17 protein-coding genes and 2 pseudogenes are annotated in these 21,326 nt (G+C 57.3%); 11 read left to right on the top strand and 8 right to left on the bottom strand.

Features of this window, described 5'->3' with window-relative positions:
- Nucleotides 1-43: 43 nt before the first annotated feature.
- From GGD66_RS11995 to GGD66_RS11980, 4 genes are read left to right on the top strand one after another with little or no spacing between them, the layout of a single operon-like run.
- Nucleotides 44-1,081 (top strand): hypothetical protein, encoded by a 1,038-nt coding sequence (locus GGD66_RS11995; RefSeq protein ID WP_183257854.1) that lies wholly within the window; start codon nt 44-46, stop codon nt 1,079-1,081.
- 4 nt (nt 1,082-1,085) lie between these two features.
- Nucleotides 1,086-3,953, top strand: a complete 2,868-nt coding sequence (locus GGD66_RS11990) for an ATP-binding protein (RefSeq protein WP_183257853.1) — start codon at nt 1,086-1,088, stop codon at nt 3,951-3,953.
- A complete protein-coding gene (locus tag GGD66_RS11985; RefSeq protein ID WP_183257852.1) occupies nt 3,953-5,062 on the top strand; it encodes a trypsin-like peptidase domain-containing protein in 1,110 nt (369 codons plus the stop codon). Before GGD66_RS11990 ends, GGD66_RS11985 begins: the two co-directional genes overlap by 1 nt.
- 28 nt (nt 5,063-5,090) lie before the next feature.
- Nucleotides 5,091-5,474: a YidB family protein gene (locus GGD66_RS11980; RefSeq protein ID WP_183257851.1), complete on the top strand. Its 384-nt coding sequence runs from the start codon at nt 5,091-5,093 to the stop codon at nt 5,472-5,474.
- A gap of 144 nt (nt 5,475-5,618) precedes the next feature.
- On the opposite strand, the pseudogene GGD66_RS41410 reads toward GGD66_RS11980, so the two are convergent.
- Together GGD66_RS41410 and GGD66_RS42400 are read right to left on the bottom strand one after the other, a co-directional pair.
- Nucleotides 5,619-5,714, bottom strand: a pseudogene (locus GGD66_RS41410) (LysR family transcriptional regulator); the annotation flags it as partial.
- A 147-nt stretch (nt 5,715-5,861) separates the two neighbouring features.
- The gene (locus GGD66_RS42400; protein ID WP_210321547.1) at nt 5,862-6,815 is read right to left on the bottom strand and encodes a transposase; all 954 of its coding nucleotides are present in this window, start codon (nt 6,813-6,815) and stop codon (nt 5,862-5,864) included.
- An 804-nt stretch (nt 6,816-7,619) separates the two neighbouring features.
- On the opposite strand from GGD66_RS42400, the gene GGD66_RS11970 reads away from it, so the two are divergent.
- Entirely contained in the window at nt 7,620-8,495 is an 876-nt protein-coding gene (locus GGD66_RS11970) for a TauD/TfdA family dioxygenase (protein WP_246788848.1), read from the top strand.
- A gap of 900 nt (nt 8,496-9,395) precedes the next feature.
- Here GGD66_RS11970 and GGD66_RS11965 read toward each other — a convergent pair.
- Complete coding sequence (locus GGD66_RS11965; protein ID WP_183257849.1) at nt 9,396-9,677, bottom strand: helix-turn-helix domain-containing protein; 282 nt, start codon at nt 9,675-9,677, stop codon at nt 9,396-9,398.
- Nucleotides 9,678-10,297: 620 nt separating this feature from the next.
- Between GGD66_RS11965 and GGD66_RS11960 the strand changes: the two genes are divergently transcribed.
- The 3 genes from GGD66_RS11960 to GGD66_RS11955 all read left to right on the top strand — a co-directional run bounded on the left by GGD66_RS11960 (nt 10,298) and on the right by GGD66_RS11955 (nt 11,504).
- A complete protein-coding gene (locus tag GGD66_RS11960; RefSeq protein WP_183257848.1) occupies nt 10,298-10,570 on the top strand; it encodes a DNA -binding domain-containing protein in 273 nt (90 codons plus the stop codon).
- A gap of 159 nt (nt 10,571-10,729) precedes the next feature.
- Complete coding sequence (locus GGD66_RS41400; protein ID WP_246788847.1) at nt 10,730-10,924, top strand: transcriptional regulator domain-containing protein; 195 nt, start codon at nt 10,730-10,732, stop codon at nt 10,922-10,924.
- Nucleotides 10,925-10,970: 46 nt separating this feature from the next.
- On the top strand, nt 10,971-11,504 hold the full coding sequence (locus tag GGD66_RS11955; RefSeq protein WP_183258064.1) for a DUF2285 domain-containing protein: 534 nt from the start codon (nt 10,971-10,973) through the stop codon (nt 11,502-11,504).
- A gap of 245 nt (nt 11,505-11,749) precedes the next feature.
- Here GGD66_RS11955 and GGD66_RS11950 read toward each other — a convergent pair whose 3' ends face one another.
- Nucleotides 11,750-12,685, bottom strand: coding sequence for a LysR family transcriptional regulator (locus GGD66_RS11950; protein ID WP_183257847.1), 936 nt, complete (start codon nt 12,683-12,685; stop codon nt 11,750-11,752).
- Between the two features lie 133 nt (nt 12,686-12,818).
- The gene (locus GGD66_RS11945) at nt 12,819-13,100 is read right to left on the bottom strand and encodes a helix-turn-helix domain-containing protein (RefSeq protein WP_183257846.1); all 282 of its coding nucleotides are present in this window, start codon (nt 13,098-13,100) and stop codon (nt 12,819-12,821) included.
- A gap of 153 nt (nt 13,101-13,253) precedes the next feature.
- Between GGD66_RS11945 and GGD66_RS11940 the strand changes: the two genes are divergently transcribed.
- Nucleotides 13,254-13,397 carry a hypothetical protein gene (locus tag GGD66_RS11940; RefSeq protein ID WP_183257845.1) on the top strand — a complete coding sequence of 48 codons (144 nt, stop codon included), beginning with the start codon at nt 13,254-13,256 and terminating at the stop codon, nt 13,395-13,397.
- A gap of 1,126 nt (nt 13,398-14,523) precedes the next feature.
- Here GGD66_RS11940 and GGD66_RS11935 read toward each other — a convergent pair.
- Nucleotides 14,524-14,925 (bottom strand): hypothetical protein, encoded by a 402-nt coding sequence (locus GGD66_RS11935; protein ID WP_183257844.1) that lies wholly within the window; start codon nt 14,923-14,925, stop codon nt 14,524-14,526.
- 292 nt (nt 14,926-15,217) lie between these two features.
- Between GGD66_RS11935 and GGD66_RS11930 the strand changes: the two genes are divergently transcribed.
- A complete protein-coding gene (locus GGD66_RS11930; protein ID WP_183257843.1) occupies nt 15,218-16,594 on the top strand; it encodes an MATE family efflux transporter in 1,377 nt (458 codons plus the stop codon).
- A gap of 1,160 nt (nt 16,595-17,754) precedes the next feature.
- Here the strand turns inward: GGD66_RS11930 and GGD66_RS11925 are convergent.
- Nucleotides 17,755-18,849, bottom strand: coding sequence for a KamA family radical SAM protein (locus tag GGD66_RS11925; RefSeq protein ID WP_183257842.1), 1,095 nt, complete (start codon nt 18,847-18,849; stop codon nt 17,755-17,757).
- 175 nt (nt 18,850-19,024) lie between these two features.
- Between GGD66_RS11925 and GGD66_RS41395 the strand changes: the two are divergent.
- Nucleotides 19,025-19,165, top strand: a pseudogene (locus GGD66_RS41395) (hypothetical protein); the annotation flags it as partial.
- Between the two features lie 497 nt (nt 19,166-19,662).
- Here the strand turns inward: GGD66_RS41395 and GGD66_RS11915 are convergent.
- Nucleotides 19,663-21,321, bottom strand: coding sequence for an MFS transporter (locus GGD66_RS11915; RefSeq protein ID WP_183257841.1), 1,659 nt, complete (start codon nt 21,319-21,321; stop codon nt 19,663-19,665).
- Nucleotides 21,322-21,326 lie beyond the last annotated feature (5 nt).

Below are 21,326 nucleotides of genomic sequence, written 5' to 3'. Positions count from 1 at the left end.
CGGATGTGTGACCGGTTTTCTATCCGCGCGGACAAGTACAGCAATGCTGACCGCGCAGGAGCGTGAATACATCGAAGGCAGATTGCTCGACCTCGTAGCCAATCTTCCGGCGAGAATGACGCTCCTCGCGGGCATGCCTCAAGCCCTCAAGCTCAGGCTTAATGAGGGGAAGCCGCCGTACCTCCTCGTCAAGGAGGCAGTCGCGCTCTGCGAGGAGGACGGATACAACATCACACCGCCGACCCTCTGTACGTTTATCACAATTCTAATTCCAAATGACGAAACCATTAAGAGCATATGCAACCGTATTCTGCTTCCACCGCCCGCTTCCGTCGTCGCCGATCCCTTCGAAGCCGTTCTTTTGGGACGGCTCCCCTTCTTGGGACGCCCAACCGCAAGAGCATATCTGCGAAGCCTTCTACAAGACCTTCCGAGTCAGCCAATCGTCGTCATCAACGGCACTCGAGGAGCAGGAAAGACGTATACAACCGAGTTGATTGATCATGTCTGCCGAACGCATCAGATCATCAATTCCTGCCATGTAGAACTTAAGCCGGAGCAAGGCCCTTCCATCGGCCCCGCCGAACTCGCTGGGGATATCGTGACCCTTATGGGAGGAGACACTTCGCTGATTCCCAAGCAAGGTGTGACAAACCTGGAGCGATGGACACAAGAGCTGGCCAATTGGGTGTCGCTAGTGGCGAAAAACTCCGGCTCTAAACATTGGATCGTTCTCGACGGTTTCAGCAACGGTGAATTGCGGCAAGACACCCTTCTTTTCATCGTGAAGCTCGCGCACGTGCTCACCTCCGGGGTGGCGAGGCGCCTTCATCGACTGATCCTGTTGGACTTCGATCACACGGCGCTTCCTGTCCCTCCTGGCAGCATCGCGCACGAGACGATACCCGGTCTTAGTCGAGCATTCGTGACCAATTTCGTGAACGATCTCGTTGCTCGGTCCGCTGGCGGTCTGGACGCGCAAGCCATCCTTACCCAGATAGCGGAAGGCCTCGCAGACCCGATCTCGGATCTGCGGGAATTAGGCAAACGTTTGAACGATTTGATCGAGGTCGTGGGATGATCGCATGAGCAGCTCTGTAACCCGCTCGACAAGCGACGTCGTCGCCGAGCTGCAGAAGCGCACACTGGCGCGAAGCAACGCAAGCATGGACTTATCGTCATCGACTTATCTCTTTGCCGCCGCGGTGCTTCACGTTTTCAGCCCATCCAACCTTAAGCCTTGGCTCCCGCTTTCCTCGCCGATCAATCCCGCCCCCGATCTATTCGGAGCTTCGGTGGTGGCGGTTGGTTGGCGGCATCTCGGGCTCCGGACCCTGAAGCCGGAAGAGCGACGGTCCGCCTTGTCATTTCTTTGGAAACTTGGAGGAAGAGAGATTCTGCGGTCCGTTCTGGCCGCCAATCCGGATCGATTGATGACGCCGATCCAACGGGCTTTCGATAAGTGGCTGGCTGGAGACCGGTCTGATCTTTCCAATATGAGCTTCGACGACCTGGTGTCGACCGGACAGTTGTATGATTGGGGTATCGCCGAATTTGGGGGGCTGCCGGATCGAGCCAAGTTCGATGTTGCCTTGCGCCGCCGGTCGGCCGTATCGCTTTTCGAGCACCTCGTCGACGACAGTTTCGTCGGACGAGAAGAAGAACTGCAGATACTTCGGGACTACGTTGGTGTCGTGGAGCCCTCGCTCTGGCAGCGGTTGCGGGGCTTCGTCGGGCCCGGCTCCCGCCCTCCACTAGTTCTTTACGGTCCAGGCGGCGTCGGTAAGACTGCGCTTATCGGGAAATTTCTGCTTGAGCATGTAAACGCTCCGACGAAAGGGTGGTTTCCTTTCGCCTATTTGCCTTTCGATTCCTCGTCCCTCGATGTGAGCGAGCCGTTCACCATCCTCGTAGCGGCCTCGACCCAATTGAGCGCTCAGATCAACGACGAAGCCCGGAGCGATAGATCGACTCAGGAGTTCAGCTTTCTCGTTTCAGAATATCGCGATGAACGGGCACAACTTAGGCAGCGGGCCTCCAACATCTCGGCGCAGCAAGAAAGATTGGCCAACTACAGTGGCGCCGAGGAGCGACTCTACGTGGCATTCGGGCGCATGCTCGAACGCATCGCATCCGCAGCGGGCCGCCAGCAAAAAGCCGGAGCCGTGCCCGTCGTGCTGGTCTTCGACACTTTCGAGGAAGTTTACTACCGGACCAAAGAAGATCTGTTCAGTTTCTGGCAGATGCTGGCGGTGGTACAAAAGATATTCCCGTCTCTTCGCGTCATCATCGCAGGACGGGCCAAGCCTAATCCCTTTACAGTTAAGGGTGAGCATCCAGAGGAACACTCGCTCGGCGATCTTAATCAACAGGACGCCACGCGGTTGCTTTCCAGCCTCGGCGTCGATGGTGCGAGCGCAACTGTAATTGCAAGACAGATCGGAGGCAGTCCGCTCTCCCTTCGCCTGGCGGCAAGAATCGCGCAAAGCGAAGATGCATCTCGAGGAATCACAGGCCTCCAAACGAAGCGGTATTGGCTTTTCGATGTGGCTCCGGAGGTCGTTCAAGGGAGTCTCTACACGCGTGTGTTGGACCATATCCACGATGAAGACGTGAGGGCGCTGGCCCACCCGGGGATGGTTCTTCGACGTGTCACCAAGGAGATCATACGCTTCGTGCTCGCGCCGCTGTGCAAAGTTACCGTCTTGAACGACGAACGAGCCGAAGAACTTTTCGAGGAACTCCGAAGAGAGCATACCCTGGTCAGCATCGAGGACGACGATGCGTTGCGCTACCGCGAAGAAATTCGACGCCCCGTTCTGCTTCTGATGAAGAACCAGCGCCCCGATCAGGTCAGAACACTGCAGTCGGCGGCTGTGCACTACTATGAAACGGAAGGCGAAACGCTCGTCGAACGCGCGGAAGAGATCTATCACCGTCTCATGCTTCACGAAGATTCTGAAGTCATAGCAACCAGGTGGCTATCTGGGGTCGAGCAGTATCTCACATCGGCTATTGCCGATCTCGAGCCTGAGCAGCAAATCTGGTTGGCGGAAAGAATGAGTATCGAGCTGCCGGCCGACGTCTACGACAAAGCGGACTTATCGAGTTGGGAACGGCTGATCGGAAGGAAGGCTCTCGAGACATTCCGGTTTGCCGCGCCGGACCAGGTTCTTGCGCTCGTCAGGCAGCGGTCCGAGCGCACAAGTGACAGTCCGCTTTTTGCCATCGAAGCCCGAGCCCTCCTGGCTTTGAATAGAACCGATGAGGCGGAACGGTTGCTCGAAAGAGCTCTTGACGGCTATCCACTTATGGCCAACAGGGGCCGCTTGGCCGAACTCCTTTGGCTCCAGATCCAAGTCAATTCTCAGCGCAGGCGAGCCGACGACGCGCTCGATCTGCTGGTTCGCTTGCGCGAAGTAAGCGACACATTGCGCTCCCCTCTGCCGAGCATTCAGACGCTGACTGAGACAATCATCCGTAGCCCGGAATCCGCCAAGGCCAGCTTGCGGCTTGCCTTGGTGAACAAGCTGGCCCTATTGGGGCCAGCCGAGATCGATAAAGAAAGGTCTCTGATCCGCCTGGCGCTCGTAAGTCTCGGCGTTGAGTATCCGCAGACGATCGCCAAGCTGCTGCCCCTTGTCGTCCACGATTTCTATTACCTCATGCGGCGCTCGCGCGCCGATATTGAAAAGGCTCTGCGTTCCCCAGTCGTGATCGAAAACCTGGCACCTCACGGGCTTCCAAACGATCCGCCGACTGCAGCACTCCAGCGCATCCTCGAATACTTCATCTCGAAGCTGATTGAGGGGGAACAAGAACCCCAATTAGTCGAAGCCATTATTATGTTGCTTCGATTGGAGGAGGCATCGTTGTCCGGTGCAAATCTCGGCGGTCTTGATGAATACCGCGAATCCTGGGAATTGAATGTCGTAACGGAGGTTGCGATCTGATGGAGCATTTCAGCCAAGAAGAGATCCAGAAGATCGCCGAGGTGACGATGGAAGTCTTCGGGTACGATCCTCCCGTCAGGGCAGCGTTGCTTCAAGGCATGCCGCGCCGGTTCGCTGGGTTGCTGCCGGGGGGAATGACGGCGCCCACGATCGGGTTGAAACTGGATCTGGATTATCTGAACACCGTCCCGCGTCTCGATGACGGCAACATACCCTTGAAGAGTTGGCTGAGAAATGCGTCCTGGCTCGGAGCAGGTAGGGCGGACGCAGAGCCGCTCCGCCGATTTCATGAAGCGATCGACGAGAAGGTCACAGGCAGTCCACCCATCAAGACGGTAGGTTTTACTGAACTCCAGGAAGTCGTAGTCCATCACGACGACATGTTGCCCTACGCATATATGAAAGCTGGTGTGTCGGCCGGCGAGGCGGTGGCAAAGCTTTTGGTGACGCGGTATTTGAACGACGAAGTTCAAAAGAATTCATCGGGTAACCCATCCAAATTCCTGGGTACGGGCTGGCTGGTAGCGCCAGGACTTATGCTGACGAACAACCACGTTGTGAATGCGCGCGAGAAAGGCGAGCCGCCGGCGTCGGACTCAGATTTCGAATTGCAGGCGAAGTCGACGGTCGCACTGTTCGACTACGACGCGGACGGAGCTGCTGGTTCGAGCGCCACTGCCATCGAATTGATAGCACGCGACCGAAGACTGGATTACGCGCTTTTGAGAATAGACAGCGGAGCCCGAAAGCCGCTATCACATGGCCAAAGGCTTGCGGCCACAAGCAGCCAGGAAGACCGATTGGCACTGAACATCATCCAGCACCCCGATGGAGACCCCAAGAAATTCGCCATAAGAAACAATCTGTTAACGGCCGCAACGGATACTGAGCTGCGGTATTTCACGGATACGATGGCGGGATCCTCGGGCTCGCCTGTTCTTAATGACCTTTGGGAGGCTGTTGGGCTGCACCGGGGAGCCACCCGTGTAACCGGGGTCAAATTCAATGGGCGGGATGTTGCGTACGTCAACGTCGGGACACAACTAAGTGCCATAAAGACTGATCTGGCTCAGCGCTACCGTGGCAAGGTTCCGGAACTCGGCATATAGTAGTCGAGCGAAGTTTCGAGGAAGTCATATGCGCCCGTTCGACGATTTCGGTGGCACTTTCCGTGACCTGGTAAGCCGAGTGGACGAGTCCGCTCTTCCGAGGCTCATTGGCGCAGCCCTGCAGACGTCGCAGGTTGGCGATCTACAGTCGGTGGTCGTCGGACTCGAGAAGAAGGGCCTGGCCGAAACGGTGTCGAGCTGGGCAGAAAAGGCGCCGACGCCGTTTTCCGCGAAAGAAGTGGAGGCCGCGCTCGGAGCGGCCAATATCGGACGTGTTGCCATGACGCTCGGTATTCCGGCCCAATCTGCGGCGGAGCTGCTCGCCGAAAGCCTCCCTACGGCGGTCGGCGTCGCTACGCGCAGCGGCTCGGTCGTACTTCAAGGGTCAGTGGGGAAGAAGAACGCCCCTTAGTCCTCGCCATTTTGCCTGCGCTCTGCAGCGCTTCGGCCGCAAGTCATACTCGCAATCTTCGGCTTCTGCGTGCCATCGAGACTCGGTCCACGGTCGGGCGGCTTTCTGCTGGCTGGCGCTTGACCCTTCGACCGATATCAACGCCCCGCTGTACCGAAGCGCATCGACCAGCAGCGAGAAGGCCGGCGAGGGCTGCCGCCGGCACGGATAGTAGAGGGGATAGCCAGAGAACGACGGACACCCCTTCCGCTCCCTGCTAGTCCTAATCCGTCTTTCCGATCGTGTACTTGATCGTAAGCGTGGCGTTGAGGCCCTTGAGAATTTTTGTACTCAGTCCTGAGGGCGCCGCTAGAGCATGATGTTTTTATACGGAACCCTTGGACAATCTCATCGGTCCGGTTGGCTTGTTCGACAGCGCGGGCAGCGACGTCGGCGTCTCGAACCGCCTGCCGCGCGATATCCGCGATCGTGGCGCTCAATTCCTCGGATGCCGATTGCCACGCTCTGTGCGTTCATGGATGCCTCTCCCGAGGCCCTTTCGGTCGACTTGACCTGCTCGTTTGTCTGGATGGAGACCGCCGACATCCGGCCTGATGTCTCCCTCGTCTGCTCCGAAGCTGCGTTGAGCGACGAAAGCGCGCGGAGTATTTCGGCCTCGAAACTCGCAATGTGCCGTTCCATCGCCTGTTGCCGCTCCAGAGCCCGCGACCCGTGCTGCCGCTGTTCCTCCTCGATGCGGGTCTTCTCGCGCGCATTCGCCTTGAAGGTGGAGAGCGCGCCGGCGAGGGCTCCGATTTCGTCACGGCGGTCGACGAAGGGCGTGTCTACGCAAGATTGCCCTGGGCGAGCTCGATGGTGGCATCGCGGATCATCCTCAGAGGACCGATCACATGTCAACGAACCCCCCGACAGCTCCCGACCGTCAGAATGACGGCGATCGCCAGAAGAACGAGCTGCACCACCAGATTCCGCGTGGCAGAGTAGATTGGACATCGTCACATTTCCCGAGCAGCGGGACGTGACCGCTGCGCAAGTTCTAGCAGGGTCGCCGACGGGCAGCGACTGGGCAAGAGTGAGGGCGCGAAGCCTCACACATCGCGCCGCGAAGAACACGCGGACGACCAACCGCGTATCACGGTAGCGCGAGGCATGGATGTTAGTCGCCACCGGATCCAGAAAGGACGCTCCCTCGCGTCCTGCAAAGATCACGGTAGAACAGATAGGAGGGGCTTGCGCGTCACTGACGCCGGGCTTCCGGCACAGATCGGCGACTGCAACGCCAGCTTCGTACTCCTTCAAAATCCCGATGGTCTGCACTTCCGAAAAGCGGCTGCGCTTCATTCTCTGGTCCTTGTCTTGGGCCAGAGCGAACTTCAACCTGGATTAGGTCTGAGGGGCAAGGTCAGGTTACCCGGGACACCTGCATTCGTGCCAAGTGCAAATTCGAAAATCGAGGGATTAAGTCCGTTGTTAAGCTGCATCGGAAGTTGCAGCGTTCCTGTTTTGCGCTTTCACCGCTAGCCAATCGCTGAGGGCAAGTGATCAGCTGATGAAACAAGTCGCGGATTGAGCAACAAGTCGCAAAAATATGATTGTAAACTCGTTGAAGTAGCGTGAACATTGGTATACATCTTGAGATAGATTTTGCTTTCTGGCAGGCAGGTCCTGTCCGCTTCGCGAGTGCATGCCGCGAACCAGTTCCGAACTTCATCGTGTGCAGGACGCCGTGCGGGATGAATGAGGTACGACGCGGTCGTTGTTCGGGCATTTTCCAAGCCTGAGTTCTGAGACGAGGAGAACGTTACGCGAGCTCGAAAAGAAAGCTGGTTTCGTTTCATGGACTGGACATGGATTGCGTCTATGATCTGCGCTGTTAATCAGGCTGCAAATCGATCTGGTGGCCTCACATGCGAGTGTCCTTAGATGAGAACGGCACTAGGCGCGTCGACACGCAGAGGGAGTCGGATTCTAAGGTGCTGGCGGTGTGTATCGGAATCCAGCCGCCTAATGGAGCGGCGCGTTGACCCGCGCTCAAACAATTCGGGTGTGTAGCATCAAGATGATTTTGCAGGGCTTGTCGCCAGATGCGACCGCCACCGAGTCTGTTTAGACATGCACAGAAGAGGCGCCGTGATGAGTGGAACAATGGCTGTTGAAGATGTTATTCCGCGAGCAGATATCGTGAAGCGTGCGGAGCGGCTTGGTGCCGAAATCAAGAACATTGCGCTCTCGGACGATTTGCCTGACAATGTCATCATAGCGTTCAAGCGGCTTCTGCTAGAGCATAAGGTCATCTTCTTCCGTGACCAGCGACATCTCGACGATGCACAGCAGCAGCGTTTTGTGCTCCGGCTCGGCTCGCTGCTACTGAATCCCACAATGGCGGATACAATGGGCGGTTTAGCGATCCGGCAGGAACTGTCTGATTTCGCCTGCAGTCATCTCAACCAGATGAACGATGAACGGGTCCGCACGGCCATTTCGGTGCTGCGGCTCGCAGCGGCCCCGCCTTTTGGCGGCGACATTGCTTGGTCTAGCAGGGCCGCCGCTTATCTTGATCTTCCTGATCCCCTGCGGATGCTCGCAGATAACCTTTGGGCTGCGAGCTTCGTCGCATCTGATCTTACTACGTCAGAAAGGGTCACCGATGGCAACAAGCGGCCTTGGTACGGCGTATCCACCGGAACGATCTACGAAACGACACATCCGATTGTTCGTGTTCATCCCGAGACCTGCGAACGCATGCTATCGCTCGGTCCTTCGGTGAACAACTTCGTTGGCCTGCAGCGCTATCCCAGCCAAAGACTGTTTGAACGGCTGCAATCCTACCTCATTGCGCCCCGGAACACCGTGTGCTGGAACTGGAAATCAGGCGACGTCGTAATCTGGGACAATCGCGCGACGGAGCCGTATCCAGTCAGCAAATCCAACAGCCCTCACTGGATGATGGACCAGCTTGCGATTGACGCCCGCATACCGCACGTGAAGAGGCCAAAATCAAGGGCCGCAAAGGCCGCCTGACATTGTCCGCACCTCCTGGACCACGTTAACGCCTGCAAGCCCAAGACTAAGTTGCGTCCTACAATGTCGAGCGGAGCGGCCGGTCTTACGCGCAAGGACGGGCTGACGGGCGCAGCTGCCACCTGCTTAACTTCTTCCAGGCCCAACAGCATGAATCTTCAGGCATCGTCTCTGCTCGCGGTCAAACCGATGACGCTGCATTTTTGATGATCTCATGCAGCCGTTGGCTCTCGCCCCGCGAGCAGCATCCCCTTCACCTTATCGGGATAGTCGCGCCCGGCGTAGCGCACACCAATTCAGAACATATTCGCCACCATCTCGCGATGAGGGCATTGGGCTTGATTCACAACGCCCGGCGTCGGGTGAACTATCTCGCTCGCGATCGTCCCCACGTCCTACGTGTCCCTCTTTCCAGCAGCGCCTAAATTGCGCCCCTGCGTGGGCGCCACACCTCGCCCGATCTTCGTCCAGCGGAAAGGTCCCATCCTCAAGCCACACGTGAGCTTGATCCTCCGTGCGGCAGCTCTGGACGACAGATCTGTTCTCATGCTCTTGCTCTTGCTCACCAGGGTAACAAGTCCTCCATGCCACTTTCGCGGAAGTCTCTTGGTTGGGGCTCTGCGATCATCCGAACCCCACCCGACAAACCGACCGCGGCTGCGAACAGGCCCTTCGAAAACCTCTGTTTAAGCGACCGCGAGTAGGGTTACGGCGAGCGGCGCAAGTTTATTTCGACGATGCGCGGCTTTACGACAGGCTGCCCTGGGGCTCGCTAAGAGCGCAACTCTTCTGGGACGACGTCGGCTGGAGCAGAAGATCGGAAGCGTCGGCTGTAGATCGATGAAGCATGCGGGCCGATTCGGCTCGCTCCTTCCCGGCTGAAACATGGCTCGTCAATAATTACGTCTTGGTTCGGCGAAGCCGTGCCGGCTTGCGCCCCCTGGACATCGGCTTGGGGGGCATTGCGCCTTTAGCCGGCTGCATGAATAATTCCGACATGTGAACACCCAAGGTCTTGGCGATGCGTTCCAGGAGATCAATAGTCGGGTTCTCTTTCTTCTGCTCAATGCGCCCCATGTGCGAACGGTCGATCCCGGCATCAAAGGCCAATTGGTCTTGCGGAATGCCGCGCTCAACGCGGATCCGGCGCACATTCCAGGCCACAAGCGCACGAGCGTTCATGCGCAGAGGCAGCCATTCCGACGATTATGAAACCACTGGTTATAGCCAGAGTATTACGATAAGCTCGCACCAGCTTTGGCTGTCCTCCCCTATTGCTTCGAGAAAATCAGGCAACGGTGAATGCATAGGTAGCTAGTGCGTGCCCGTCTTCTCGTTGACTCATCACAAGCGTTCTCGTGGGCAATAGCTTGCCATTGGCGGCAGAGAAAAAACGGCGCTCAGAGGTACGTGCGGCGTTTTCCCAAGACCGCGTCCATATAGGACGAATGTTCAACTGTGGATCGAAACGGAAACAAATATTCTCCAGTTGACCGGTTCTGGCTATTGCCTTTCACGAGTGCGACCGGGGCTCCTCACCACGACCATCATGCCTTCCGCCAGAAACAGCAACGACAACCGAGTTACAGGACGCATCTGCAATCGCTTGCAGTATGGAGGGCGATGAAAAAGAGAAAGCGCAGGATGGAGCCGCCCGATCAATGTGAGCCGATACGAGAGTGCCATCTCACCGCGAAAAAGGAGATCGGCGTGCGACCATTGAGCAGGTACCAAAACGACCTCAGATTGGTTATCGTTGCTCTGATTTCGGTAGATTTTTCAGCTGGGTAGGAGTTGAAGCAGTGCCAGCCGAGCCGAAGATCGCAGAATTGGCGCCCAGCGTCGACGAGCTCACGTCCTATGACAAGGAGCACGCCGTTGCCTACATGCGACTTCTTGATGCCGACGCTGAAAAGGCAGATTGGCGTGAAATTGCGCGCATCGTGCTTGGGCTTGACCCGACCGCTGAACCGGATCGAGCGCGACGCACGTTCGAAAGTCATCTGACGCGGGCCAAGTGGCTAGCAGGGAAGGGCTATCGTGATCTGCTGCGCAGCGGCTGGCCAAAACAATGATCAGCGCGGATGTGATGTCGAGGTCGTCGCAATCGCAAAAGTTGATTGTTCCATCGATTTGTTGCGTGGAAGAGGCGCCCAGGATAAGCAAGCAGCCGGAAAGCGCCACAATCATCGGCTGCATTTCGCCGCGTCTGAAGATTATGCGGGAAAGGTGCGATGCCGAATACTGACTGGAGATCCGAGGAAGCGTACAGCGGCCTGAAGACGGCAGATGCTGCCGACCTCGCCTGGGAGTGGCTGCGCCGGGATAACGACTACCAAGAGGATTATAAGCGGTTATCTCGCCGCGAACGTTCAAGCGCAGCGGCGGGCGAGTTCCGACGCAAGTGGGGGCTCTCGTTTTCCTGCTGATCCGCAAAAGACGTTCGACAAGCAAGCAGTATTTTGGGCACCTGAGGTGCTGCCGACCGTACTGGCTGTGCGGGCGACGAGCTGCGTTGCGCCTAAAAATTACGTCGATTTCGACAATCTGCCGCCCGGCGAGCTTCGCCGTGCGCCGGATGGATGGCATGCGATCGTACCGCTCGGGGGCACGAAGCATCGCCTTTGGTTAAGAGAGTTTCCGGCGAGCGGATATGCGGTCGTCGTTGATCTGCCGCTCGATGCCCATTTCGAGTTTCGCCTGGGGGCCGCACGTCGATTTTGGCTTGCCCTTCAGCGTCGGGCGCTCGGAGATTCGCCACTTGCTTTGCCTGCTTTGAAGCGGCGTCGGCTGATCCTGGCGTTGCGCGCAGTGGATGGATGGCAGGAAGGAAATAGCTATCGCCAAATCGCGCAAGGCCTGTTCGGAAGTCATCGTATTGCCGAGCGCGCCTGGAAAACAGACGATTTGCGCAGCCGAACTATTCGACTTGTTAAGCTGGGGCAGCGCCTCATGCGCCTACGCTGGCGAGCATTGCTAGACAAACGCAGGGACAGGGATGACAAGTAGTGGGCTGCGGCGCGATAAATGGCCTACCTTCCGTGCTGCCAGCCAATTCTTCTCCTGCCTAGCACGATGGTGGATATAGGATAAAGTCTTTGCGTTCCGCTCTCTCATTGTTGGCGTCTTTGCTGCAACAGAGGGGCGCTATTTCCGTAGGCTTTGCGGATTACGCTTGAATGGTTTTCTTAATTTTAGCGCCCTCGACCTGAACATTGATCCCTCCCTGCACCGAATTGAGGGACCGCTAGACCTCAGGCAGCCTGCGCAAGTACGACCTTCTTGCAAAGACGAGCCAGCCATCGGCAAAAAGAACGTGCGATCTCGGGGTGCTCGCTGCGATCTACGGCATAAGCGCGATATTGCATGCCACTTGGAGTTCGGGTGCCAGGGATGATTTGCAAAGCGCCCCCTCTCACCAGATCTCCGACGATGATTTCCGGCGCGACAAGAAGGCATTTTCCCGTCATGACTGCCGGCAGAGCAAGATAGTTATGATCATACCGGGCGCCCACTCGTATGTCGCTCGAAGACAGATTCATGGCCCTCAGCCATGTCGGCAGGATGTCGGGACGCGATGTAACATTCAGTATAGGCGTTGAGCGAACAATCGAGAGCTCTCTGGCTCCGACCAGATTTGGCGGGCCGACGCACACCAGCTCCTCTTTGTAAATCTCCCAACTGTCGGCGGGTTCGATGACGGAAAGATCCCGTGTAATCAAAACATCGAAATCATCCGAAGATGTCGGCGGCGCCAGCGAGCTGACGATGTCCACGATAACGCCACCCGCTTCAGAAGAGAAAGCCTGCAGATTTGGAATAAGAAGAGAGAAAGCAAAGGTTGATAGTGATGTGCGGACCACAATCCGGTTAGTTCCTGCGCCTGCGCGGCGTCGCATTCTCTTCGCGGTGAAGCTGACGGTTTCGAGCGGTTCAGCGACTGCGTTTGCGAATAGCCTTCCGAACTCCGTTAAATCACTGCGCCGTCCACGCCGCTCGACGAGGTCAGCACCCAGATAGTCCCGCAGCACGGACAAATAGCGGCTGACCGAGCTCTGTGTTGTCCCCAAAATGGTAGCCGCGCGCGTGACGCTGCCTTCGCGTGCGACAGTCACAAAAGCGCGAATGGCATTTAATGGAACTTCATCGTCTTGAGCCGCCACTGTCCGCTCCGGCGCCAGAATGAACATCCATCACATTATTCGATCTCCACCGGAGGTTTGCCGCGTATAAATGGGGGCTGCGCATAAAATCCGCGCGAAGCCAGTGATGCTGGTCCGGTGCTCACAAGATCTGCGTCAACAGCTCGGTGCTGTCAGGGGGCTAGGTGCTTTTGCGGCGTGTGGTCTTCGGCTTGCGACCTTTAGGCAAGGTTGCGGGTGGTGGCGCACCCTTGGATGGTCGAACAAACAGCTCGGAGACAGCAACGCCGAGGGTCCGGGCAAGGCGATCGAGAAGATCGATTGTCGGGTTCGCCTGTTGCCGCTCAAGTCCGCTCATATAGGAGCGATCAACACCTGCATCGTAGGCCAATTGCTCTTGCGGGATACCGCGCTCGACGCGGATCCGGCGCACATTATAAGCCACAAGCGCACGAGCTCTCATGCGCGAAGGCAGCCATTTCGATGGTCATCAAACCACTGGCTATAACCGACCTAAAAGCATCACGAAATTGGAGCTTTCCACCGAACTATTCGATGCGTGTCATCGAATCGCTGTTCCTCGGCGCGACTAGGGTGGTTGAGCGAGGGCTGGTTAATGTCGATCAACTATCAACTTCCGCCGTCGCAGCTGTTGTGGCCGCTGACCGGAGCACGGCCGTTCCGCTGGCTCGACAGCGGCTCGATTCCGCTCGCCCATTTTCGCGAACGGCCTCGAGCTAAAAGCAAAAATGCTGGCTGAGAGGGAGCCGCTGTCCTCCATTCAAGGAAATGCAAGTCGTAGCCCCGATGAATGAGCGGGCGGAAGATCGCAGTAACAGTCGTTCAGGCAATGTTAGAGGGGCCTTTAGCCTTCGATCAGCGCGCGCTTCAGATGCCTTATCCCCTCCATTCTCTTAGGCTGAAGACTACCTCTACCGATACAGTATCAGCAAAGAGTTATTGCAGAAGAGAGGAAGCAGCGCAGACGCGGCTGGGGGCAGTGAGGCAATCCGATGCTGCCCCTGCTAGCCCACAATTAGCGGTAGTAGCTCAGCGCTCGCGTTGTGAACCCGGCGCAGATCCTGGCAAATGCCGCAAGCCTTTGTCGTCAACCAAAGCTGGCCACCTTTGCTCCCGTGGGGGCAAGCCCCTCACGGTGCTACCAAGTGGTGTCCTTGAGAGATGCCGAAGGCACCTACCTGGACTGCGGAGCAAGCCTTCAAAGACGACGCTCCGGACAAGCGACGTCAAAGGTTAGCGGCGACATGACTCGGCGCTCAGTCCTGGAAAGCGCTGTCCCTGCCACGCAGCCAAACCTTGGCGCAAGCCTTCCCCCATCCGGTATCAATGCTGACACTTTGCCCCCGTAGGGCGCTGCCAACTTTCAAGCCCAGAACGACTGCCAAATACCTACCTGAATTGGTCAGATCGTCTTCTGCTTTTTAGCTGGTCCGCTGCGTTTGTTACGTGCGATTCAGCCCACGAGGCTGCGGAGACGTGTGACTGGACAAAACTTATGGACATGAAGGCGAAGTAGTGTCGCCCTCGCTGCGCGAATGACTTTCGGATTGCGATTTCTGTAAGGGCCGGACCGTCGAGTTTCTTCGCTCCCCATAGCTCGATCAGCATATGGGTCAATCTTGGATAGAGCGGGTGGGTGTCGTTCTCGCTATCCATAGTCATTTAGAAGTCGCCATTCAATTGTGGACAGAATTGGCTGAGCTATCACGCGAACTAGCTCTCGACAGGGTGGGTGGTTGCCGGCTCAAGTTCCGAGAAACCGGCGGTGCCAAATGCGCTAGTCACAAGCCGGAACGAGACGGTGGGAGCGTTAATTGCGGGTGCCATGCAGACGATCGCAAGTCCGCTACAAGAGTGGGTAGGTGTCACGGTGAACTTGGAGTCGTAGCGTCTCCCTTGTTGCTCTGCTCATCATCGAGCCAGAAGCGAACACACTGAGCGAGAAGCTCATAAGGACAAAACTTCATGACGTGCGCAATCAGCGCGGCCACGCAATGCAGCGTTCCGATCGAGCGCCGCAAAACGGACGACGGATGGCGGGCACGTGCGTGCAGAAAACCAATCAAACGAAATTCATATCGGTGGAACGTAATCCGGTTGACGCGATCAGGGCGATCGCTCGCTTCTGAGATCGTCGTCATCCCTCCTCTAGGCAGGGGTCGCCTCCGCCATTGTTCAATTCGTTCCGTCCATGCTGGCAGTCTTTGTTGAATATCTGCAGTCGCTTGCTGCGGCGGCGCGAGCCCTTGGGCGATTTGCATCATCATTCCCACGCCGCCTCCTAGACACAGACCCTTCTCCACTTTGGACCGGCTAAGACATGGATAAAGCGACGGCGATTCACCTCTCCTGGTTCGATGTCGGTTATCAATCCGGCCATCTACAGAATGAAACGGGGTATGATCCGAGCGTGATCGGTGACGAGGTGACGCGCCACTCTTTTGAACGGTGTTGCAACAGGAGCTGTTGCAAATGATCAGCGGAAATCGGCAACACTCACGACCGTGTGAACCATGAATGAGCGCGGTGCGGAGGTCGCCCTCGAGCGATCGTGATGCGATGCCGAAGAAGAACCAGCACATAGATCTATCGGACCAAAATCTCCCGAGCCTTCTCTTACGGCTCGCAGTTCCATCTGTTGTGGGCTTGTCGATCAACGCCTTACAGCAACTCCTCAACGCGATCTTCGTTGGCTCACTTGGCGCGCAAGCGATTGCAGCTGTCAGCATGACCATGCCGATCGTGGTGCTGCTCGCGGCGGCAGGAGAGGGGATCGGTGTTGGCACCGCCTCCTTCATATCTCGTCATCTAGGTGCTGGTAGGGAGTTGGAGGCCAGTCGAGGTGCGAGTACCGCCCTCGCGCTCGCCGCCCCGATCGGTGTCATCATGACCGTCGCCATGCTTCTAAGTCTACGAGGCACCTTCGTTGTACTCGGGGTAAGTCCAACTGTTCTGCCAATCGCGCTCGACTACGCCACGACCCTATTGCCGGGTTCTACTGTGATGCTCTTAAACATCGTCAGTGGCTTCATCGCCAGAGCGGAAGGCAACACACGATTCAGCATGTGGACGATGCTGAGCGCGTTCATATTGAACGCCCTGCTTGATCCTCTTTTTATATTCCTACTGGACTTGGGTGTCCGAGGAGCAGCATTGGCAACGCTACTGTCCCAGGCCGCCGGAATTTGCCTCTATATCGCTTATTTTGCCCACCGGCGGGGCATCGTCCTTGTCAGGATATCTCAGGTCTCGTTGCGAGCAGATCGCATCAGGCAGCTCGCGTTCGTTGGTGCACCAGCGACGATGACAAGTATCTTAGCCGCTTTTGCCGGTATGTTCTTGTATGGAGCTGCTGCGCCATTCGGTGACGAGTTCGTCGCAGCCGTGGGAATAGCTGTAAGAATCTTGACAATCGGGGCGCTGCCTGTCACCGGATTCTGTATCGGCTGTCAAGCTGTCCTGGGGTTCGGTTGGGGCGCCCGCGACTTCGCGCGTGTACTGAAGGTTGGGAAGCTTATGCTCTCTATCACGGTCGCGTTTTCCTTTGCTTATTCCGCGGGCGTTATGATTTTTGTCCGACCTTTGGTCAGGCTGTTCAGCGATAGCGATAAGGTCACGGATATTGCCGTCTCGACCTGCATCATCTTTCATCTGTTTTTTGGACTTTACGGCATTCAGAGTTTCGTGACGACAATGCTTCAGGCGCTGGGGAGAGCACGCCTTAGCGCGGTGGTGTCTTTCGCCAGGCAGGGTTATCTCTTCATACCGGCGGTCCTTTTATTTCCTGTTATATCCGGCTTCAGTGGAGTGCTGGCGAGTAGAGCCATCGCTGAGTTGGGGGCCGGATTGATCGCGCTGTTTGTCATGTTTCGCCAATTCGCTGAGTTCAGACGTCGGGGGCGGCACATTCAGCCAGGAATCGAGAGTGCTCCTTAACCTGATGAGGCTATCATCGGGGTCAGCATTTGGCCTGCATGGCCGGCGTGGTCGTTCCAAGATGATGACGAGTGTCATGTGTAGGAGCGAGTAGAGCTATGTATCGTCTTTATCTCCTGCACTCGCGATGAAGGCAGACGCAAGGTTTGCACAGCGCATCGACGCTGACCAGGATCCGAGCGGTTCAAAGAACGAAGCGTGCTTGATTGCACACCACTACGTCGGCGCGGTGCAGTTCGGCGCTGCAGGCGCTGACGGCATTGTTCCGCGTTCGGCATACAGTCGGACTCGATCTTGGATGTCGGCGCCAGGACTTGAAGGCGATTCTGGGTAGGCCACAGGTGCTGTGCGATTGACATTGCTATGATGACAAATGCGGCGCTCACACGCGCGGCTTGTCGCAGCAGTGACCGGTCTTGTCGGCTAGCCGAGGTCGCCACGGAACGAATGGAGAAATGCGGCATGTGCTCGCTGACATAGATTCTGATCGGTCCAAGCGGCGTGGCAGCGCCGACGCCACGGCGGAGGCTCTTCAGCCCCGAATGTTGCTAAGAAATTCAACTGCTCCATGCGCGCGATCAGAAACCCAGTGCTATCCGGTCGTGTTTCTCCAGGCTGCTGCTTGGCCAGCAGTTAGTGCGGTTAGGGCAAACCCGTCCGATCGCGCCCCAAAGCCGCTGTCATTCCTCGCGAAGGTCGACGAAACGATTGTGGCGATCTTGCCGTCCCCCGGAGACGTTCGCCGGACGGTCATTGTTGAAACGTCATGCGCGCGTTCGCCGTCAACGACCATGACTCGATTGAGATCAACGATGACTTCGAGGCCTGCGCCCCGAGCGCGGACGGCAGCAAACGTCGGGATCACCTATAAATGGCGTAAAGATGCAAGCGCCCTCCTGACAAATTGTAGCTCCTCCTCCTTCAACGAATCTGAGCCCATGCCTGCGCCAAGCGCATAGGCCTTTTGTCCCGTTAGTCCAGGAACAGGGGAGCTCTACAGGTCCTTAGGTTCAGTCCGGCGAGACACTCGGGCGGGCATCCGAGCCTCTCTACCACTGAGACCAGGGCGCGCCGCCGGCCGCTCACCTTGAATGCGCTTTTTGGGCGGCGGGGGCACCGCACCGCTCCGAGTATCGTTGGCCGATACTGTGCGGGAGATCTCATTGTTCGGGCAGATCATCGAACCAGCAGGCTGTCGCGACGTGCGGTCGGGAAAAGATCTTACCGATCTTCTCGGGAGCCTTGTTTTGGTGGTATCGCATATACACGCGGCCATCCTGTCCTAAGTCCAATATCTCTATTTTTCCTGTGTAGTGGGACATGATGTATTTGAATGTCTTCTCGATCCCGCTCAGACGCTGGTTGATGCCGCGTACAATTTCTAGTCCACGCCGCAGTGCAACTTGGAAGTGCGACGCACCCTTCACAGGCCTAGCTTGAAATAAGTAGTAAGGTCGCACTCCGATTTCGTGGCATTTGGCGAAGGTAGCGGCCAATATCTCGGGATCATCGTTGACTTTGGCGAGAAGCACGGACTGGTTAAGGAATTGCACGCCCTGTGCCCGTAAAGCGCGAACTTTGTGCTCCGCGTCGTATGAGATCTCACCTACGTGATCGAAATGGCTGACGATGATTGGGGTTTTACCCGCTTTGTGGATGCGCTTGAAGAGCGCCAGTATAGCGGAATCGTCAAACCGCCTCGGCTGATAGGCCAGCATTTTTGTGCCAAATCTGATCGATTTCAAATGATTTATCGGTAGCAGGTGGTCAACGATCTTGCCCAGATTGGCGGTGCTGAGCACGAACGGGTCACCCCCAGAAAGGAGTACGTTCGTCATCTCAGGATGGCGCGCAATATATTTCGCGGCCTGAGCGAAGTCCGTCGCGATTTCATCCGAAACCCTGCCCACGATGCGCTTGCGGAAACAGTAACGGCAATATGAGCCGCAGCGTTCGGTCACCAGCAATAAACCGGTCTGGGCGTACTTATGCTGGAGTCCCGGCACGACGGTGTTGTCGTGCTCGCCGCTCGTATCCAAGGTGCCTACGCTCTCGAACTCCTTGATTGAGGGCTCGACAATGTGCTTCAGCTGATCGTAGTAACCGCTTCGGATTATTTGTTCGCGATAAAACTTTGTGACATGATAAGGCGTGATGTTGTTGACTTGCAGTTCACTCTCGCTAAGGACGCGAGTTTCTTCGATGAACTTCAACACATGTGCTCTGCAGTCCGTCGGATTGTCTGTCGTTTCCATTGGGCACCTCGTCCGCCCTTCTCAGTGCGTTTGATTGAGCGCGATCTTCGTTGTCTAAAGTACAGCATCAACAATGGATCTATACCTACCTAGTGTGGTGAGGACCAATGGGCGTTGATGCTCGGCAGATCGCGGCGCGCCGAGGAGGACTGAGGCGCGAGACCGACTTTGGGATGCATTTACCCGCTTCCTTGATGATGGTGGCCTTTTTGCGTCGAAGCCCGCCGAACGTGAGCTAGGGGCTGTCACCGCAGGAAGGAAGAACTGGAGCTTCTTCAGAGGATTCCAATGGCCAGAAACATCGCTCGCCTCATGACAATCGGATGGGACTTGCTCGTCAAGGCGGAGTCACGGCCCGCAGCGGATGGCAACTCTGGTCGAGACCCCGCGAGTTCATCGCCGAATTTCCTGGCGATCCAAGACCGAGGCGCGTCCCGTCCCACTGGCCGCGGGGAAATCGACCTACTCCAAGCGCGGCTAATCGGCGCAGAATGAAGGGAGTTGCACCAAGATTGCGAGCCAATATTGCAGCCGAATCACATTTGTGCTCCACATCCTTATGATGGCTGTGTGACTTGATCGGGACGCCGCCACTCAGCGGTGCTGTCCTGCCGAGGAAGTTGGTCAGCATTAGCGGCGCGGGTTACGTCCGGATCGGGCAGTTCACGCTCGCCTCGGCGAGCCTCGCCGGCTCGCGAGAGGTCCTGTCTTCTCAAGAGGGTTTGAACTGAACGCCTTGGCTCGAGCCATTGCATGGAAAAGGATCTTGTTCGCACCGACTGGGTCGTTCGACAGGTTTCGCGCGCAGTACTCTCATTTGAAGCGCAGGTCCCGATCCGCAGGGCAATCAGGCGCGTCTTCTTTCCAGCGCACCGATCCGAACGGGCGCTCGAGCATGCGTCGGATCCGCACGGGCTCCAGGCCGATATGGAAGGCCGTTGCCTGCTCGTCCAGCGCGCGCTCCGATTTGGTCGCGCGGTTACGCTGTCGCAAATAGTCAAGCCAAGTTGGGCAGTGATAACGCTCGGTCCATAGTTCTGGATCCGAAATGTCTCGGGAAATCGACCAACCATAGGCTCCGTTGCGTTGCCTGAAGAGTTGGACATCCTGCATCAAGGTGTGGAATGCACGTGCGTTCTCTTGGGAGACCCGATACTCGATTTCGACGACAAGCGGCCCGCTGCGGTTGGTAAGAGCTAGCCGCACCTTGGGATCCTCGAGCATCTCAGGTTCTTCACCTCCTGCGATGACACGCGGCATGGGCAGCCAAAACCCGAGCAGTGGCGAGACGAGCAGCATGGAAGCCGCCAAGAGGAGCGCCACATCGACGCTGGCGGCGTCAGTTACCTGGCCCCAGGCCCAGCTACCCATGGCAATGCCACCGGAACTGACCGCCTGATATGCCGCAAGCGCGCGCCCCGAAACCCAGCGTGGCGCTGACAACTGCACGCCAATGCTAAACAGCGTCCACGCTATCATCCACCCGGCTCCCCCCAAGATCAGCGCGGCGGCCGTCAAAACCTGCTCTCGACTCATAGCTATCGCCACGAGAGCACCGCCCATGGATAAGGCGCAGGCGCGGATCGCAGCCTCCCCAGCTATACACTTGCGGACCTTTGTGACATTCAACGCACCAATTACGGCACCCAGGCCAAAGGCGCTGAGGATGATGCCATAAGTTTCCGCGCCTCCACGCAGGAGGTCGCGCGCTACGAGCGGCATGAGAGCGATGATCGCGCCGCCGAACATGCCCATCGCCATAGAGCGGGCCAACACAATTTTGATGGATGGCGCATGCATGATGTAGCGTACGCCTGACACGATTGCGCGGTGGAGGCTTTCCGGGGGCAAGCGCGACGGCTCCGGGGCGCGCTTCCATAGAAGGAGAGCAAGCATCAATGGCAGATAAAGCAGCGCGTTAGCGGCAAACGCAGCCATTGCGCCGGCGGCTGTGACGACAATCCCACCAAGCGCTGGCCCGACGCTTCGCGCGAGGTTGTAGCTGATGCCGTTTAGCGCTACTGCCGCCGGCAAAGCGTCCGAGGGCACCTGCTCCCGTACGGAGGATTGCCAAGCGGGATCCAGTAGCGCTACACCGCTACCGACCACAAAGCACAGCGCCAGCAAGAGGTTTGGCGTGATCTGATTGAGCCAAGCGAGCGCTGTCAGTGCGCTCGCGCCTGTCAGTGAGATACCAAGGGAAAAAAGGATCACGCTGCGCCGGTCATACATGTCGGCTATCGCGCCCGCTGGAATCGAGATCAGCATCACCGGCAGCAGCAGCGCGGTCTGCACAAGTGCAACCATGTCGGCGGCTGATGTCATCTGCGTCATCGCCCAGGCTGCGCCTACGCCCCGAATCAAAGCGCCCAGGTTAGACAGGAGGCTTGCGAGCCAGATACGACGGAAGATGGTATATCGGAACGGCGCGGTGATGCCGTCGGCGTTGAACGTCTTAGGCTTATCCGTCATATCGG

Source organism: Bradyrhizobium sp. CIR48 (assembly GCF_014198315.1).
In the GTDB taxonomy this organism is placed as follows: Bacteria; Pseudomonadota; Alphaproteobacteria; order Rhizobiales; family Xanthobacteraceae; genus Bradyrhizobium.
The sequence above is the reverse complement of the archived record's forward strand: the minus strand, read 5'-3'. Positions and strand labels throughout refer to the sequence as shown.